The organism is Deinococcus malanensis, assembly GCF_014647655.1.
GTDB lineage: Bacteria > Deinococcota > Deinococci > Deinococcales > Deinococcaceae > Deinococcus > Deinococcus malanensis.
This window is the reverse complement of sequence record NZ_BMPP01000014.1, coordinates 15,663-32,251: the sequence shown is the minus strand read 5'-3', so window position 1 is coordinate 32,251 and position 16,589 is coordinate 15,663. Positions and strand designations below refer to the sequence as shown.

Sequence of the window (16,589 nt, the reverse complement as noted above, 5' to 3'; positions counted from 1 at the left end):
CGTCTGGTACGACTGAACCATGCCGGACGTGACCCATGACGACTTCATCCTCCTGCCTTCATGCGGGACGGGCGAGCGCCATGGCGGTCGACGGGCTGGAGCCGGGAGAAAAGCCCGGCACGGTGAGCGGGGGATCCAGGTCACCGCCACGGTTCGTCCTGTTGACGCCAGGCGCGTGGACGCGGAGGCACACGCCCTGGGCCTGACCCGCGCGGAGGTGGTCGCCCTGGCCGTCCGTCAATGCACCCAGAGCCGAAACAGTGAGGCGGCACCCGTCCTGTCCGTCTCCCTGGCCCCGCGGGACCTGGAACGGCTGACGGCGGTGGCCGCCAGGATGCGGCTGTCCTGCGCGGACGCGGTGACCGTGATGGTCGGCACGTGGCTGGATGAGGTCACCGGCTGTCATGGCCCGCAGGAGCCCGATGACGGACCACCTTGACCGCGTGCGGGATGTGCTCGCCGTCACGCGGGTGATGACCGCCACGCAGGCGGGCCGCCTCGCCAGTCTGGATCTACCGGAGCTGCACCGCAGCGGACTGGTCATGATGCCCATGGGGGTGAACCTCCGCCACCAGGGGAAACACTCCCGCCGCCAGATCCAGATGGTGGCGACGCGGGACCTGCGTGGGCGCCTGCGGGGTACCGACATGCTGCACACGTGTGGCGCGCTGGAACTCGTTCTGGGCGCCGTACCCCTGGATGAATTCGATCCGGCCGCGCTGACCATGCCGTCGAAAACGCCGGAAGGCGAACGGCCCGACCTGGAGTACCGCCACCCACCCGGCGAGCTCATGGCCGCGGAATTCGATACGGGCGCCTACAAACTCACCGCCATGCACAGCAAACTGAAAAGGTTCACGCGTGAGTACGACGCGGTGGTCTACGGCACCACCGTTCCCCGCCGGCACCAGAACCTGACGCGGGCGGTCCTCGAGGGGCTGGGCTGCGGGTCACTGTCCCTGCACCATGTCCTCTCGCTGGACTGATCACCCGCGTGGCAGCCGGAACGGCACCACCTGCAACCGGTACCCGGGCCGGCGTTCGAGCGCTGCTGTGCGGCGCCGGTCCGGCACCACCACGATCAGGTCCGCCTGCTCGAGAATCAGCCGGGCAAACATGCCTTGATGGGCGCGGCGGATGGTCGCCGGCGCGTAGCCGACGTGACTGGCCATCACCACGTGCTGCCGGCCCTGCGGGTCACGCATGGTGTGCAGGGCCCGGTGGAGTCTGCCGCCGTGGTCGAGAAGGGTGTCGTAGGTCAGGCCACAGGTCTTCTCCAGGTGCGCCAGGGCCCGCCGGCGATACAGGTGAGTGGCGGCCGCATCCGGCGTGGTGCTCGCGGGGGTCCCGGACCGCACGCCGAGCAAACGCTTCCCACGTGGCCCCAGAATCACGAGCTCCCCGTAGACCGTGCTGATGATGTCGGTCAGGTGCGCCTGCGTCGCCCGGAGCACCACATCAACGCCGTAGCGATCGACCATGCACCTGAGGGTCTCGGTGTGCCACCACTGGAGGTCCACGAGCAGTTCGCAGACGGCCGGGGTCATCATGGCCTGCGCGGCGGCCAGGGAAGCGCGTGGCCGGGAGAGGACGTCGGTGTACGCGAGCAGTTCGTTCAGAGCGGTCATGTCTCTACGGTGAGCGCAACCAGGCCGACCGTGGAGAAAAACACTCACATGGCGCTCCTGAGATCCAGCGGGAGCGGCTGTGCTGAGCGAAGCGCCGGACACAGGGGGGAGGGCACCGCGTCTTGGCGTGGACATGCTCAATGACACCGGGTACCCGGATCGGCCCCTCTGGCGAGAGGGCCTCAACGGCGCGCAAAACGGGACGCGCCCGTCTGTATCCGCGGGCTGAACAGAGGCATCTCTACGCTCAGGCCAGCGAGATGATGAGAGTTTTTGGGGCACTTGCAACGGACCCGGCAGAATTTCGATGGTGCTCGTACCGTGGAAAAGTGCTCGTGCTCTCCCTCCGCCTGATGCTGCCTCTCGCTGCACCCCCACTCCCCTCTTTATTCGAACGGGCCTTTAGTGGCGTCACAAGTCAGCACCAGAGTGCCCAGAACACCCCCCCAGCACCGCCGGAGCTGAACACCGCGGTGGCGTGCACGGGTCTCCTCCACCTGGGGCGGACCGGCACCACCTGTGGCCTCATCAACTACCTGAGCCCAGGGGCGGCCCTGTGACCCTGGTGGCTCCTGCCGATGTTCCCACACCAGCCCGTCCCTCCCTCCTTCAGGCCATCCTGGACGCCGCCGACACTCCAGGCACGACCGTCATCTCCGCAGTCCCCGGCGCCGGGAAGACGCACGCCGCCTTCGAGGTGATCGCTGAACGCTTCCTCCAGCGCCGGTTGCAGCGGGTGCTGATCGCCGTGTCATCCACCGCCGGCGCCGGGAGTCTGGCCGCCCAGGTGCAGCGCGATCTGACGGAGCTGTTTCAGGCTTTGGGATTGACTCAGGGCGTGAAGATCATCTACGGCCGGGCAGCCGTGCAGGCCAGCACACCGGCGGGCGAGGATGCGGCGCAGCGGTACGCGGCGCAGTTCAGGGGTCTGTGGGCACAGGCGGGTGTCGTGATCGTCAGTCACGCGCACCTGCCGCTCCTGAGCGTCCTCAGCGGGCCGGCACGCGCCTTGCGGGACGCTGAGCTGCTCATCATCGACGAGAACCCCACCTCGTCCCTGATCGTCACCGCCGACACCCTGGTCGAAGCGGGACTGGCCCGCCTCACCCCCCAGTCCTTTCTGGCCGCCCTCGTCGAAGCACAGTACCTGACCGCCCGCGCCGCCGGGCAGTTCAACGTGCGTCTGGACAGGCCTGAGACCTATGGCGCCTTGAAGAAGCGGAGCCTCCAGCCCGGGTGGGCCCTGCGCCGGTTCGACCTGGCCGCCCCGAACTTTCTGGGGCACCTCCGGCGGCTGGCCGGACAGCCGTTCTCCGCGGCGCACCGCGTGGCGTTCAGCCAGGCCCTGAGCGCACTTCTGGCACCAACGAAGGCCACCGAGCGAACCGCGGACCGCTTCGCCGAGATGCTGGCGCGTGAGTTCGCGAGCGCCATGGACCGCATCAGTGAGGGAGATACGCACGAGAACCGGTTCGGCCTGACCTGGACGTACGGTCAAGGCCAACCGGGCCTGGGGACTGCCCGACTGCGCTTCCACCTGCTGCCCACCCTGCCGCGGCGATGCCCCACGGTGGTGCTCGACGCGTACGCCACTGAACCGGAGTACCGCGGGGTGTTCGAGCACCCCCGGCACGTTCGTGCGGGCCCGGAGGTCATCACCCAAATCGAAGTGGCTCCGGCCCTGCGGCTGGATCCCATCGACCTGCGGCACACCAAAAATGAACGCAAGCTGGCCTGGGTGCTGATGGAAGTCCGGGAGTTCGTGCGGGCCTCGCCCCGAAACACGCTGGTGGTCGTGCACAAGGCGCTGCTCGACCCGAACTCCAGATCCGGACGGCGGTTCCGGGAGCTGGCCCAGCGCTTCCTGGGGGACGAGGTGGCGCTCTCAGACCAGACGATGGAACCACTGACCCGGATGAGGGGGCACCGCCTGGCGCACTGGGGAGCGCTCAACGGCTCGAACCGCTACGCAGGCTGGAACGTGGTCGCCCTCACCAGCTGGCGGTTGCCGAAAACCTACGCCGCGTATGAACTGGCTGCACGCCTGACCGATCAGACGGAACGCAAGGCCGTGCTCGAACGCCGGGAGCGGGCCGAACTGATGCAGGCCCTGCACCGCTCCCGGCAGCACCGCACCCCTCCAGGGCAGAGCCGGCCTCAACTGCTGGTCGCCTTCAATCCACATGAGTTGTGCCCGAAGGAGTGCGAGGCAGAAGCCACCGAGACCTGTAAACACTGGCAGGAGTTTGGGGTGGGCTTCGAGCGCTACCTGACCGACGCCCCCATCAGGCTCGGCGCCAGGAACCCCGGGTGGTCACGTGTGACGCTCGGGGTGGCCACGGAAGTCGAGCGGCACTGCGGCGCGGTTCCCCTGCTTGCCCTGCAAACGCTCGGGTTGATGGAGCCGCCCACCCTGACACCGCAACTCCACAGGGACATCGGGCGGGCGTCCCGCACCCTCCTGGACTGGGCCAGCCGGACGCCAGGCTCGGCCCTGCACCAGTGGGCCACCCTGGTCGGCTGGCAGCCCTGCGACGACCTGCCTGAATTTCTCAGCCGTACACAACAGGCGTGGTTGCCTTTTTTCGTGACGCCCGTCCGGACGAACGTGAAAGTGGGGGAGACACTGAAATTTGTTGAGGTGTTCGCGGAGCTGATTCAAGCCTATCCGGAGAAACAGACCAAGCATTTGACCTGGGCGCGCACGCGCTCACAGGCTAGAAAAGCAGTGCAGGCCCTTCTCTCCCCCCTCCCACCGCCACCCACCCACGTCACTGCCTTCTCTGGGAGATAAAGAGGGTGACTGACAATTTATGTCGTGCCAGACAGCATATTTTCCTGAAAAAAGCAGGAGGAGGAAATACCCTTTCCCCTTTTTTCGGCTGATTGAGGGGAAATGCTTTTTCCCCTTCAGGTGGGGAAAGAACGTTTCCCCTTTCGTGGAGGGACAGGGTTTTCCCTTCCCGCACGACTCCTCAGATAGAAAAAAGCCCTTCAACACGTCGTTTAAGGAAAGCTTGGAGATCATTCGCGCTTTCTCAGTCGACGCTGAAGGGGAAATGCTTTTTCCCCTTTGGGGGAAAGAACGTTTCCCCTTTCGTATAGGGGAAATGCTTTTTCCCCTTTGGGGGAAAGAACGTTTCCCCTTTCGTATAGGGGAAATGCTTTTTCCCCTTTTAGCGGGAAAGGACGTTTCCCCTTTGGGATGTCAGCCCAGAAGAAGGTGGGCAGGTGGCGGATCAACGACTGTCACGCCCGACTCACTGGTTGGATCTGCGCGGAGGAATTCCGTGGTCTGATCTCCGCTCGTCCGGACGTCGTATCGGTGGGGCGGGGTACACAGCGCCTTCTGAAGGTGTGACGGCTCTGACATCCCGTTGAGGGTGGGCCGCCCGGAGCGCGGCCCGACGAGAGGGAGGTGGGGAGGAGGCTCCCGTGCCGTGCGGGGTGGACACAGGAGGGCCCCGATGTGCGGTCCCGTTCGGGAAGCCGGATCCCACCACAGGAGCACCATGACAATCACCCTGAATCATTCACTTCATCCCACGGACACCCAGGCTCCCGCGCTGGATCAGCGGTTTGACGCTGCGGGGGCCGCCTGGCGCCTTCTGGCGCTGCATGCCCGCTCTGAAGCGGCGGGAGAGCCCCTGTCGATGCAGGAAGCCGCGCAGCGTCTCCGCAGCCAGGTGAGGTGGCCGACCGGTCACGGCCGGATTCCGCAGCGCAGCGGCGCCGCGTGGCGCGCGGAATTCAATCCCGTGGCGGACGACGAGGGCTGGACGGCCCTGCTGGGTCGCCACGCGCTGGACACCCTGGTCGCGGCGTTCCGGCGCACCCTGCGTGACGTCGGGGCACAGGCACCACTGTCAGCCATTTCTGCCACGCCACCTTCAGGGCTGCGCCTGCGTGCCCTGGTGCGCCCCGTCAGCAGTCTCTGTGTCGAGGTGGTGGGGGTGGGACCGGTCCTCGCGCCGGTGTTCACCCTGCCTGGCCCGGCGGGTCTGGCGGTCGACGTGTGGCGGCAGCAGCTCGGTGTCAGGCTGCGCGAGACCCGCGAGACGCTGACGCGGCGCCTGCTGGCGGGAGACGCGCAGGCGGATGAAGAGTACCTGCGCCATGTCGCCCGGTACGGTGAGATGGAAGCCCGCCTGGCCGTGCCGCTTGCCGCACCTTGCACAGGACCGGTCACGCTGACCTTCCTGGAAGAGGCCGAACTGGAGCAGTGCGTGCGGCCGGGTGAGCCTGCCCAGTACCGCGTCCATTGGAATTTCCGCATTTCAGACCTCGCCCAGCCCCCGGATCCCGGCCTGATCGCGGTGGACCCCGGCATCCGGACCCTGTACGCCTGGGCCACCCGGTATGGCGTCGGCCGGTTCGATTCGCCCCTCTCCGGGTCATGGGTGGCTCCGCTGCCAGCCCCGCTCAGGGGTCAGGTCGACCGGGTGCTGGATGTCGGCCTCGCGCGGCTGAGCCGTCAGGAACTGCTGCACTGCCGGCAGGTGCGGCCGGTGCTGGACGCGGCCACGTCCCTGTTTCTCGGTCACCGGTACCTGGCCCTGGAGGCGACCGATCTGGCAGGCATGCGGCGCCGACAGCTCGATTACCCGGCGTTCGCGGAGTTCAGCGGCCTGGACCTGCACATGCAGTTCCTCCGGGAAGTCGTCCGGCATTCGGACGGCATCCGGCAGGGGCTGGACATCGGGCCGGCTGGCACCACCGTCGACTGCGCGGCCTGTGGCGGGGCGAACACCATGAGGTACTCGGGCCGTTTGGGACGCTGCACGGCCTGTGGAACGCGCCGGCACCGGGATGAGAATGGCGCGCTGAACGTGTATACGCGCGCCGCGCGGCAGCTGGGATGGGCCGCGTGACCGCCGCCTTTGACTCTCTTTCTGTGCGGGCAGAGAGGATCCGGCGTCATTGGCCTGAGGGGTTGCAGGGCCTGCGGGCGTATCTTCCCTATCAGGTCCGGATCCGGGCGTCGGGTCGTCCGGGCAAGGTGCCGTGCCGGCTGAGCAGCGGCCGGCTGTACCCAGTCAATCCGCTGGACGTGCGCCATCACCTGGTGCTGGATCAGGCGACTGCCCTCCTGGAAGCTGGCGCGTGTGACGGTCTGGGGATCGTTCTGGACGGACGCCCGGTGCTGGGCGGCCTGCCGCTGCTGGCCCTGGATCTGGACGGTGTGGTGGAGCGGGGCGAGGTGTCCCCGGGCGCACGTGAGCTGGTCCGGACCGTCGACTCGCTGACGGAGGTGTCCGTCTCCGGGCGGGGGCTGCACTGTGTGGCCCTGGGGACGCTGGACCGTCCAGGCCGCCGGGGGAAGCTCGGGCACCTGGGTCTGGAGTGGATCGACCGGGGATTCCTGACGGTCTCCGGGAACGCGCTGGACGGGTACAGCCGGCTGCTCGACCGGGGGGACGTCTTGCGGGACCTGCATCGCCGGTCTCTCCCTCGCCCGGCCGACCTGCGGGGGCCCCGCCCGGCGGACCTGACGCTCGACGACCAGGTCATCCTGCGTCGGCTGAGGGCCGCGCGCAACGCCCCGAAATTCCTGGCCCTCTTCGAGCAGGGCGACCTTTCCGGATACCAGGGGGACCCCAGCCGGGCGGACCTGGCGCTGCTGCGGCTGCTGTGCTGGTACACCCGGGACCCCGTGCAGTTGCGCCGTCTCTGGCAGGGCAGTGCCCTCGGCCGTTCCCGGGGGGACCGCTGGGCGCAGCGGGTGGCCGCCGATGGCCGGGATTACAGCACGTACACGATCGACACGGCGCTCGCCATGAGCTGCGCCTCAGGTTGAAGCCTGCCGGCAATGAGACCGCGCACCCTCACCTTTCAGGAGACCTATGTTGCACACCACACTTTCTTCTGGCCTTCCGACCGTCCGTGTCCGCCTTCGCCCAACGGCCGGACAGATTCTGGACCTGCTGACCCTGCGCCAGGCCGCAGACACAGTCTGGCTGGCCGCCTGTGAGCAGGCCGCCATGAGCTGGAGCGGTCCGACGGTCTCGCTCGGTGCACTGCTGGGAGGTTCTGACCAGCCCGGGCGCGACAGTGCCAGCGAAGCGCAGGGCCTCCTGGACTCTCCTCTGGTCGGCCACGCTCCTGTTGGCCTCCTGGAATATGCGAGCAGGCGGCATCAGGCCGCATGGAAATTCGCGGACCCGTCAGCCGGGGACCGGGACCTGCCCCTGGTCCGCGAGGCCATGCCGGTCGCTGGTGCGGGCCTCCTGCTGGAGGTCAGGGCAGACGGTCTGCGGATCGAGGCCGTGAGGGGAGTGGTCGCCGCCTCGGGACTTCCAGCGGGCGGACTGCCGGCCCCCACCACCGGCTGGATGTCGGTCCGGCGCACCTGGCAGGAGGGGGCAGCCTGCTGGACTGCCGATTTGGAGTTGGAAGAGGGTCGTGGGGGAACGGCAGGACCCGAAAGGCAGCCGTGTGGGCTTCAGGCGTGAGCGGGTCACACCGGCCACTTCGCTCCGTGGGTCCTCCAGGAGGCCATGACTGTCCCCCCATTCTGGAGCAGATCCTCCGGCGAGCAGTGTGATGGCTGGACCGGGAAGAACTGGTGGTCTCCGAGGGGTATGGCGCTGACCTGGGGCTGGCCCAACTGAAATGCAGGGCGCCAGAGGGCGCCCTGCACTGGACTGCTCGTCTCAGGCGTCCGTGGTGGCCGTTCCAGTCAGCAGTTCGTCGAGCTGGCGCAGCAGACGGTCCACCTGCTGTTGCTGCCGGGAGGACAGCGCCTCGAGGGTCCGGGGCCGGGCCAGGGCGGAGCGCACCCGTTGGATCCGCGCGGCCCGTTCGCCACTGGGTACCCGCGCCGGCGTCGCCGCGCGGGTCAGTTCGTCCAGGCTGGCGCCATCCCGGGCCATCGCCAGCAGACGCGCGCGCGCGTCCTCGTCCGCGACCCTCGCGATGACACGGCCCTTGGTGTATTCCAGTCCCCCGGTCCGCATGGCGTCCAGCACGTCGGACGGAAACCGCAGGATCGGCAGGTGATGGCTCAGGAACGTCGGCCAGGTGCCACCCACGTGCCGGAACAGGGCTTCGAGCTTCGCGATGTCATCCGCGTGCCCGGCATCGTCCGGGCGCTTGCGCAGGGCATTCAGGTGTGCGGAGACCTCGCCGGGATCGAGGTCGAGTTCCAGCGCGATCAGCCTGACCGTGGCGTCCACCCGGTCGACGGGATTCAGATCCGCCCGTTGCAGGTTCTCGGTGATGGCGACCTCGAGCGCTTCCCGGTCGGTGAGGGTGCGGACGGTGACAGGGACGGTCGCGAGCCCGGCCAGGACTGCCGCCCGCCAGCGGCGTTCACCAGCCACGATCTCGTAGGTGCCGCTGGCGGTCCGGCGCGTCACCAGGGGTTGCAGCACGCCGCTGCGCCGGATGCTGTGGGCGAGTTCCTCCAGCGCCGCGGCGTCGAAGGTCCGGCGTGGCTGTCCGGGAAGGGGGGTGAGGTCACGCACGCCCACTTCGACCGGGACCGCCGCAGACTGCACCCGGCTGATGGTGTCGTCAAAGCCCGCGGAGACGGGCGGCCGCTTGCCTTTAGCCACGCGCGACCTCTGGCAGGCGGGCCGCCTGCGTCAGTTCGTCGGCGAGGTGGCGCACGGCCTGATCGACCGGGCTGTTAGGGGCGAACAGGCCGACCGGCTGACGGGCCCGCCAGGCGTCCCGCCAGACACTGCGCAGCGGGATTTCGGTGGCGAGGGGAGACAACTTTTCTTTCAGGTAGGTCAGGGTGTCCTGGTCGTGGCCGACCCGCCGGTCATACAGGGTGGGAACATACAGGGCGATGGTGAGTTCGGGGCGGACCCGGTGATAGAGCTCCATGGCCTGGGCCAGTCCGTCGAGGCCCTCGATCCCTTTGTCCTGGCAGGGGAGAGGCACCACCAGCTGGTCGGCCGCCAGGGCACCCAGAATGGTGAGCTGGCCCAGGCTGGGCGGGCTGTCGATCAGCACCAGGTCGTAGTGCTCGCTGAGTTCGCGCAGGCGGCTGTGCAGGTTCATGTGGACGCCTGGGACCCCCATCATGCGCCCCTCGGCCAGGGTCAGGTTCACGTGACTGGGAATGACCGCCAGACCGTGGACGTGATCCGGCTCCGGCAGCGGGGCGCGGGAGACGGCAGTGTCGTGCACGGTGCGCGACAGTTCCGAGGCGGTAACCCGCAGGCCCAGGGCTTTGGTCAGGCTGGCCTGTGGGTCCAGGTCGACCATCAGCACGCGCTGCCCACGCCGGGCAAACTCGTACCCCAGCGCGTAGCTGATGGATGTCTTCCCTGCCCCGCCGACGTGATTAAAGAAATTCAGGACACGCATTCCCCTCTACTGTATGTCAGCCCACAACGTTGTGGGCTGAATAATCTGGGTAGCCCACAACGTTGTGGGCTGGACGGTGGACCTGAGGACTCAGCATGGGGCCGTGCGCCCACGACGGACGCGCGTGAAGGCCAGGATCGGAACCGTTGCAGTCAAGCTCGCCCGCTGTCCAGGGTGGAGCAGCCAGGCTCTGAAGGTGAGCGGCTTCCATTCCAGCGGTCTCGGGCTGAGGTGAGAGGCCGGCTTCTGTGAGTGAGGAGAACACTTCTCAACCCCGGTAAGGTCGCGAGCAGGGGGAGCAGTTTCATCGTCCGGGAAAAAGCAGAACATTGGCGCCTCAGGGATCGTCCTGCGTCTCCCGCTGTCAGGCTCCTGGCAGACGGCACCAGTGGCGGCCACCGTTCTGCATGAACTTTCCAGGGTACACACCCGCCGTCATACCTGAGGAGTTTCGGGGTCAGACAGGGCCTTCGAGGCAACGACAGCAGGGAAGATGACCTCTGTTTACGAGACTTGTGGGGATCCGGACAGGGAAGGACCATATCCCACACGGGCGGCCCCGCGTGGTTCCGCTTCCGTCGGCGGACAGCTCCCATCCACGTGTCTTCCGTCGTTTTACCTGAGGAGAAGTAAAGCGACGCAGGTTCTCTGGCTGGGTCGAGGGATGTCCCGTCGTCGTCAAACCTGAGGAGTTTGACCCATCCTCGTCGTATTACCTGAGGAGTTGTCGTCGTATTACCTGAGGAGACGGGGAACGTACGTCCGTCGTCAAACCTGAGGAATCCGCCGGAAACTGGTCGTATTACCTGAGGAGCCAGCCAGGGCAGTGGTCGTCTTACCTGAGGCATCACCGCCGTATTACCTGAGGAGCCGGGGGCAGCGTCCAACGTCAACCCTGAGGAGATCCGCGGCCGTACGGTCGTCAAACCTGAGGAGTTCTGGTCGTCAAACCTGAGGAGTTTCGGGGAAATCTTCCGCCTGGGACGGCAAGCTGGCGAGCTCCTTGATGATGTCATTCAATTTTTTTTATCTTTTTATTCTTTGATTGAAAACATACAATCAGGAGTGTGACCGACAGTGAGCGACCAGGCAGGCTCGACGAACTCAACGTCGTGCAGCTGAACCTCATTGCTGCGCTCGATCAGGTAACCTCGTCGTACTGGAAAGTGATGATGGTGCGTCAGGGCCGCCGGATTCAGGTCGAATGCGAAGCCCTTGAACGTTACGGCGTACCGCACGGTCTGGACAATGACGTGGCCTCAGCCCTGATCTCCGAGTACGCCATTGCCGGCATGCCGGAGGACGGCCGCCTGACCCTGAGTGCCACAAAGTTGCTTCGCGCCAGTGGATTTTCTCTGGGCGGCCTGTACTACGACAGCCTGCATGACAGCCTCCGGCGTCTGGCCACCACGACCTACACCGTTTCGGAGGGAGGGTGGCGCGATGCGGACCGGCGCTGGACCCATGCCTCGTTTCACTTTCTGGAGGACCTGGAGGTCTCCACCAAAGACGGCGCGCGCCTGTTCGATGAACGGACCATCATCCGTCTGCGTCTGGCAGACAAGATCACCGCCAGCATTCGCAGCGGGTTCACCAAGCCTCTGGACGTGGATTTCATGCTGTCGCTCTCCAGGCCGCGTGCCCGGGTGCTGTACCGGGTACTGGACGCCGCACGCTACGACCTCGATACCGGTGAGTACCTCCAGTCGCTTACGCTGGGCCTGGAGGAGCTGGTCGCGCTGTGCAAACTCACCTCGTCGCGCCCGGACAACGTCGTCCGCAGTCTGGAATCCGTTCATGCCGAACTGAAAAAAAGAGGCTACCTGCAAGAGGTGACCATTACGGGCCGTGGGCTCGGGCGGCAGTTTCATTACCGGTTCGTGCCGGAGTTCCGGCCGGTCGACCCGGTCGTGACGTTTCGCCTCAGGCAATACGGCGTGACGGGCGGCGCGGCCCGCGAGCTGTCGACCAATCACCCCCGCGAGTGGCTGATCGCGCAGATGGACCGGTTCGACCACCTGGTGCGCACCCAGGTCATCGTCGTCAAGAAAACCCCGGCGGCGGCCCTGGTGCACCTTTTGAAGAACCCCGATCACTACCCGTATCCAAAGAGCCCCCAGGCGGCTCCCACCCGCAAGGCGGGCCGGATGGAACCGCTCCTGGAAATACCAGCTGTCTCGTTCGACGACATGTTCGTGGACGATTCGCCGGAAGAGGCCGCCGAACGCCTGCTGACCTACCTCAGTCCCCATTACCGCAAGCTGCTCAGCGCCGCGGATCTGGATCACCTGCGCCACGCCGTGCTGACCGGGCAGCTTGAGGCAGCCGCGGTGGCCCGAGAGGCCATTGGAGCGGTGACGCGAGTGGACCGGCCATCGTTTGTCAGCGCCCTCCGGGAGCAGTTTGGCCGTGCTCCGGATCAGGTGACGGCCGCTTTCGCTGAACGGTCCTGAGCGATCCGGTCACGTGCCCGATCGTCTGGTCGGTGGCCAGGTCGCTCCTGCATCTGCCCTTACCCCGGCATGTCTGGCGCTCAGGGAATTGCCCACCCGGGGAGCAGGAGGCGGTGACGGACCTCAGGCGGGCTGGGGCACGCAGGACAGGTGGAATGGGGGAGAGCACAACCTTCGAATGGTCGCGGTGGCTGTACGTGTCTGCGGGGTGGCAGGAGCCACCCCGATCCAGAAAAACCGATGACATCCACACGACAAACCCAGTACACCCTCCCGATTGACCTGATGCCGAACCAGAGACAAGCGTTACAGCGGTTGCATGCGGCTGGTGAGCTGGTCCGCACCGCCTGCTGGCAGCAGCATGTCATCGCGCGGCGCACCCACATCGACCTGTCTCTGTCGGCTCTCCTGGGAGGCGACCCGCACTACGACCGCACCGTCCAGGGCGAGTTGATGGCGCTTTCTGTCACACGCGCGGTGGGTTGGGCCCCGCTTGGTCTTATCGCGGCGGTCATCCAGGATGAGCGTGAGCGTCAGGCAGAGCCGGAGTACAGGATGCCGTCCTCTGGGCCAGTGATGATCTGGGGGTGTCGGCTGCTGCGGGGCCTCTCGGTGGATGGAGTGTGGCTGGAGGGCGTCGACGGCATGCTGCTGGCCCCTCTGGATCAGCTCCCTGCCGACATTCAGGGAGTGATCCGCAGTGACACCCGTATCCCTGTGAATGGTCCGGTCAACGTCACCGCAGCGGGGCTGACCGGGTGGGCCTGCGTGCAGGAGACGGACGAGTCGTGGTTGCTTACGCTGGAGCTCGCATGACGTCCGCCACGTTGACCATCACGCTGGAGTCCGGAATGTTGGCCGCGCTTGAGGAGGCCGCGCAGGCGCACAACCTCACCGTCGAGAATTTCATCCGGGAGGCACTCCGTGCTCACCTGCTGCCGGCGATGCAGTTGGATCTGGCCGCGCTCGGCGAGGCCATGCTGACGGCCATCCAGGTAATGCGGGACGATCCCGAGATTGAACCGCTCCACATCACCGATGAGATGGTCGAAGCCACGCAGGCTTTCCTGTTACCGGACGACGCCACGCGCCTGGTGCTGGGCGACGAGCTCATCTCGCAGCTGATCGGCCTCCCGGCGGGCGCACCGCTGACAGCTGAGGCAAGCGCGCGCCTGGCGGCAGTGACGACGGTGTGCCGGCTGCTGAGAGGCACCCTCAATGAAGCCGGGGTGCGCAGGTGGTGGAGAAAGCGGCGCTACCAACTACGTGGGGCAGCGCCACTGGACCTGATCGGGGGTGGGGGCTGGACGCCGCAGACCTTGGCGTTCCGTGAGATCGCGGCGCTGGCCGAGGCTGATGCCGGGTTCGCTGCCACCTGATCAGCCGGGTTGGTCTGTGATCAGTCGTCGGTTCTCGTCGGGTCATCCTGGCTTCCAAGAGGCTTCCAGGAAGCGCGGGAATTCCCCAAACTTAATCAGGCCACGCAATCTCCTAGGCTCATGCCCTGAGAGGGTCGGGGCCATGCAGCGGCTGTGCGAAGGGGTTAACGGCACCTGTCAACGTCGCCTGACGGCAAGCCTGGGGCTCATGGGGCAGGGGAGACGCCGTGCACCGTTGCGAAGTTTTGAACTTCCTTCCGTAGCAGGTGACGCGGATGGCGGAGGGGCAGTGTGGTCAGGTTGGACCAGCGCCATGGGGGTCAGGTTCCTCATACAGATCCTGCCGAAGCGGAAGTGCAGGCGAAGGTCGCGTGGGCGGACGATCATCCGGACCCCGACTGCGACTCTGCCGGGTGCGTGTACCAGGAGGTCACCCCGGGGACTTGACTCTCCCCCTGACTGGAGACCGTACCGTGCGGGCATGAGCACCCTCGACTGCTGCGCCCCTAAGCCCAGTCCTGACACCAGCGGCTAGGGCCCGACGTGCGGCACCACCGGAAAGCCGTGAAACTGGTGACCCTCAAAGCCCTTCTCACGTCCACGGCGCTCGCCACCCTGGATCCAGACGAGGCGTACCGTTTCTGCCTGGACGCGGTCTGCGAGGTGGTGTACTTCACCTCCAAGTGCGAGTACGGGCAGGTAGACGTGAAAGTCCCCGTTTTCCAGAAGAACCAGACCGCCAGCACGCCGGTGTGCTACTGCTTCGGCCATACCCGTGCCAACCTCGAAACGGCCACGCGGAATCAACAGGCTGACGCCATCCCTCCTCAATCCAGGCGCACATCAAAGCCGGCCGGTGCGGGTGTGAACGGAACAACCCCTAGGGCAGCAGCTGCCTCGGGAACGTCAACCGCACGTTGAGGACCCTGCCGGAGGCCAGCCATGCCTGAGGCCGCCACTCTCCCCGCGCCGATCGCCGGCTTTCACGTGACCTCATCGCTCACCTTTCCACCGGGGACGAACAACGCGTTGCCCTATGCTGAAGAAACCCATCAAGAACCTGTGCGCGTACCAGCTGCTGGGCAGCGTCCTGGTGCTCTGCCCCTGCCATCTCCCCCTCCTGCTGGCGCTACTTGCAGGTGGCGTAGGCGGAGGAGCGTTCACCTCCTTCCTCAGCCAGTACATGACCCTCGCGCTGGTGGTCCTCACCGCCTACTACCTCTTCGCCCTGTGGATGGGACAGCGGCTCCTCGCCCGCAACACAGCCTGCTCCACCCCGCACACCAGAACTGGAGGGCGGGATGACTGCTACTAAAGGATGCCTTCGGAAGGTTATCGTTCCGCTTCTGCTGGCTGTCGTGGTGGCTGTCCTGACAGCCGCGTTGCTCCGGCAGCAGCAAGCCCGGCGACATTCCGGCTGGCATCACCGGGGGCCAGGCCGTGTCAGCGAGCCTCCCTCAGCTTAGTGGGAGACGCTGCGGCTCGCTGATTACCAGGGCAAGGTTCTGGCGGTGAACTGCTTCGCGTCCTGGTGCGCATCCTGCTGGGACGAACTCAAAGGTTTCGAGCGGGTCTCCCGTAAGTACGCCAGCAAAGGCGTCGCCATTCGCGGAATCAGTACGGCAACGTCAGCACACGGGTCAGGCAGGCCAACGTGACTCACATTGACACGCAGCCGCCGGGCAGGATCATCCACCTGCGGACCCTCAAGGTGCAGTGCAGGACGGGAGACGCCTATCCGGCTTCGTATGCAGACAATTACCGGTTCTGGTCCGTTCCCCACCAGGGCAGGTTCGCGAACGGGTAGTGTGCGTCATTCCCTGCCTTCAGGGCGGCGTAGAACTCCGGGAAGTTGTACTGCGGCTGATACCCCAGTTCAGCCTTCGCCTTCATCACAGACCAGTACGTGTGCCCCCACATGGTCGACAGCTCAGCCAGACTCCCACCCTTCTGCGTGACGAGCTGGGAGAGGCCTGGATACTGAGAGTCCAGGAAGGCTACCGGATCTTCGCGCCAGCTGGGCCACTGCTCCTGAGTGAAGGGCACTTCCGCCATGATGTTGAACGCATCGCAGACGACCGTGTCGTTGGCCAGGCCCAGCAGGAACGCCTGGGCCACATCCCGGTCATCCACGCCGCCCTTGAGCAGCCGGAAGCCGTACCGGAGAAAATCTTCAGGGACGAACATGCCCAGGCGATACGCAATCGTCTGGATGCCGTGGCTGCGGGCGTAAAAGCAGGCGATTTCCTCTGACAGCGTTTTGGTGAGTCCATAAAAATCCGTGGGCAGGGTGGGCAGCTGCTCCGTCACGACCGCGACACTGTGCTCGGGCGTGCTGACACTCTCCCCATACACGCCCATCGTGCTGCATAGCAGCACCTTCCTGATGCTGTGCTCTCGCGCCGCTTCATAGACGTGGTACGTGCCTTCCACGTTCAGGGTCCAGAATTCATCCCGGGAATGGTTGCCCAGATGAACGCCGTGCAGCGCGGCCCCGTGCACGATGGCGTCGACGCCTTCTGCGGCCCGGAACACGTCCGCCTTGCGCGTCGCGTCACCCTGAATGAACTGAAGCGGCGTGTTCAGGGGCCGGAAGTCCATCAGCACCGGTGTATGTCCGCTGTGCTGTAAGGCTGGGGCCAGAACCCGGCCCAGATTGCCGCCTGCACCAGTGATCAGCACTTTCACCGCAGCCCCCATCGACCCGTCACGGATCTTGTTCTTTTCTCAACCCCGTGCGTGGTGGCCACCGTCAAGGCCATCCCGCTTCATTGCGTGGTGTGACGATCACTGTGTTCAGTACCAGTTCA

The 16,589-nt window shown here is 66.0% G+C and carries 16 protein-coding genes; 12 read left to right on the top strand and 4 right to left on the bottom strand.

What is annotated here, in order from left to right:
- Window positions 1-19: 19 nt before the first annotated feature.
- Window positions 20-439 carry a hypothetical protein gene (locus tag IEY49_RS15240; protein ID WP_189010324.1) on the top strand — a complete coding sequence of 140 codons (420 nt, stop codon included), beginning with the start codon at window positions 20-22 and terminating at the stop codon, window positions 437-439.
- A complete protein-coding gene (locus IEY49_RS15235; RefSeq protein ID WP_189010322.1) occupies window positions 423-986 on the top strand; it encodes a hypothetical protein in 564 nt (187 codons plus the stop codon). The genes IEY49_RS15240 and IEY49_RS15235 overlap by 17 nt, the downstream gene beginning before the upstream one ends.
- Here the strand turns inward: IEY49_RS15235 and IEY49_RS15230 are convergent, their stop codons facing one another.
- Complete coding sequence (locus tag IEY49_RS15230; RefSeq protein WP_189010319.1) at window positions 987-1,628, bottom strand: hypothetical protein; 642 nt, start codon at window positions 1,626-1,628, stop codon at window positions 987-989. It abuts the gene before it with no gap.
- 556 nt (window positions 1,629-2,184) lie between these two features.
- Between IEY49_RS15230 and IEY49_RS15225 the strand changes: the two genes are divergently transcribed.
- The 4 genes from IEY49_RS15225 (at window position 2,185) to IEY49_RS15210 (ending at window position 8,080) form a co-directional block, all read left to right on the top strand.
- Window positions 2,185-4,422 (top strand): DEAD/DEAH box helicase family protein, encoded by a 2,238-nt coding sequence (locus tag IEY49_RS15225; RefSeq protein ID WP_189010317.1) that lies wholly within the window; start codon window positions 2,185-2,187, stop codon window positions 4,420-4,422.
- 718 nt (window positions 4,423-5,140) lie between these two features.
- On the top strand, window positions 5,141-6,499 hold the full coding sequence (locus IEY49_RS15220; protein WP_189010315.1) for a zinc ribbon domain-containing protein: 1,359 nt from the start codon (window positions 5,141-5,143) through the stop codon (window positions 6,497-6,499).
- On the top strand, window positions 6,496-7,425 hold the full coding sequence (locus IEY49_RS15215) for a phage NrS-1 polymerase family protein (RefSeq protein ID WP_189010313.1): 930 nt from the start codon (window positions 6,496-6,498) through the stop codon (window positions 7,423-7,425). The genes IEY49_RS15220 and IEY49_RS15215 overlap by 4 nt, the downstream gene beginning before the upstream one ends.
- Window positions 7,426-7,471: 46 nt before the next feature.
- A complete protein-coding gene (locus IEY49_RS15210; protein ID WP_189010311.1) occupies window positions 7,472-8,080 on the top strand; it encodes a hypothetical protein in 609 nt (202 codons plus the stop codon).
- A gap of 201 nt (window positions 8,081-8,281) precedes the next feature.
- Here IEY49_RS15210 and IEY49_RS21695 read toward each other — a convergent pair whose 3' ends face one another.
- Together IEY49_RS21695 and IEY49_RS15200 are read right to left on the bottom strand one after the other, a co-directional pair.
- Entirely contained in the window at window positions 8,282-9,184 is a 903-nt protein-coding gene (locus IEY49_RS21695) for a ParB/RepB/Spo0J family partition protein (protein ID WP_189010309.1), read from the bottom strand.
- Complete coding sequence (locus tag IEY49_RS15200; protein ID WP_189010308.1) at window positions 9,177-9,947, bottom strand: ParA family protein; 771 nt, start codon at window positions 9,945-9,947, stop codon at window positions 9,177-9,179. The genes IEY49_RS21695 and IEY49_RS15200 overlap by 8 nt, the downstream gene beginning before the upstream one ends.
- 1,067 nt (window positions 9,948-11,014) lie before the next feature.
- Here IEY49_RS15200 and IEY49_RS15195 point away from each other — a divergent pair.
- The 6 genes from IEY49_RS15195 to IEY49_RS21895 all read left to right on the top strand — a co-directional run bounded on the left by IEY49_RS15195 (window position 11,015) and on the right by IEY49_RS21895 (window position 15,437).
- Window positions 11,015-12,400 (top strand): replication initiator protein A, encoded by a 1,386-nt coding sequence (locus IEY49_RS15195; protein ID WP_229780837.1) that lies wholly within the window; start codon window positions 11,015-11,017, stop codon window positions 12,398-12,400.
- 240 nt (window positions 12,401-12,640) lie between these two features.
- Complete coding sequence (locus IEY49_RS15190) at window positions 12,641-13,216, top strand: hypothetical protein (protein WP_189010306.1); 576 nt, start codon at window positions 12,641-12,643, stop codon at window positions 13,214-13,216.
- Entirely contained in the window at window positions 13,213-13,779 is a 567-nt protein-coding gene (locus IEY49_RS15185; protein ID WP_189010304.1) for a ribbon-helix-helix protein, CopG family, read from the top strand. The genes IEY49_RS15190 and IEY49_RS15185 overlap by 4 nt, the downstream gene beginning before the upstream one ends.
- A 543-nt stretch (window positions 13,780-14,322) precedes the next feature.
- Window positions 14,323-14,700 carry a (2Fe-2S)-binding protein gene (locus IEY49_RS15180; protein ID WP_308424672.1) on the top strand — a complete coding sequence of 126 codons (378 nt, stop codon included), beginning with the start codon at window positions 14,323-14,325 and terminating at the stop codon, window positions 14,698-14,700.
- Between the two features lie 115 nt (window positions 14,701-14,815).
- A complete protein-coding gene (locus IEY49_RS15175) occupies window positions 14,816-15,094 on the top strand; it encodes a hypothetical protein (protein ID WP_189010302.1) in 279 nt (92 codons plus the stop codon).
- A 160-nt stretch (window positions 15,095-15,254) separates the two neighbouring features.
- Window positions 15,255-15,437 carry a TlpA disulfide reductase family protein gene (locus IEY49_RS21895; protein ID WP_373291924.1) on the top strand — a complete coding sequence of 61 codons (183 nt, stop codon included), beginning with the start codon at window positions 15,255-15,257 and terminating at the stop codon, window positions 15,435-15,437.
- Between the two features lie 100 nt (window positions 15,438-15,537).
- On the opposite strand, the gene IEY49_RS15165 is transcribed toward IEY49_RS21895, so the two are convergent.
- Window positions 15,538-16,467: an NAD-dependent epimerase/dehydratase family protein gene (locus tag IEY49_RS15165; RefSeq protein ID WP_189010299.1), complete on the bottom strand. Its 930-nt coding sequence runs from the start codon at window positions 16,465-16,467 to the stop codon at window positions 15,538-15,540.
- Between the last annotated feature and the right edge of the window lie 122 nt (window positions 16,468-16,589).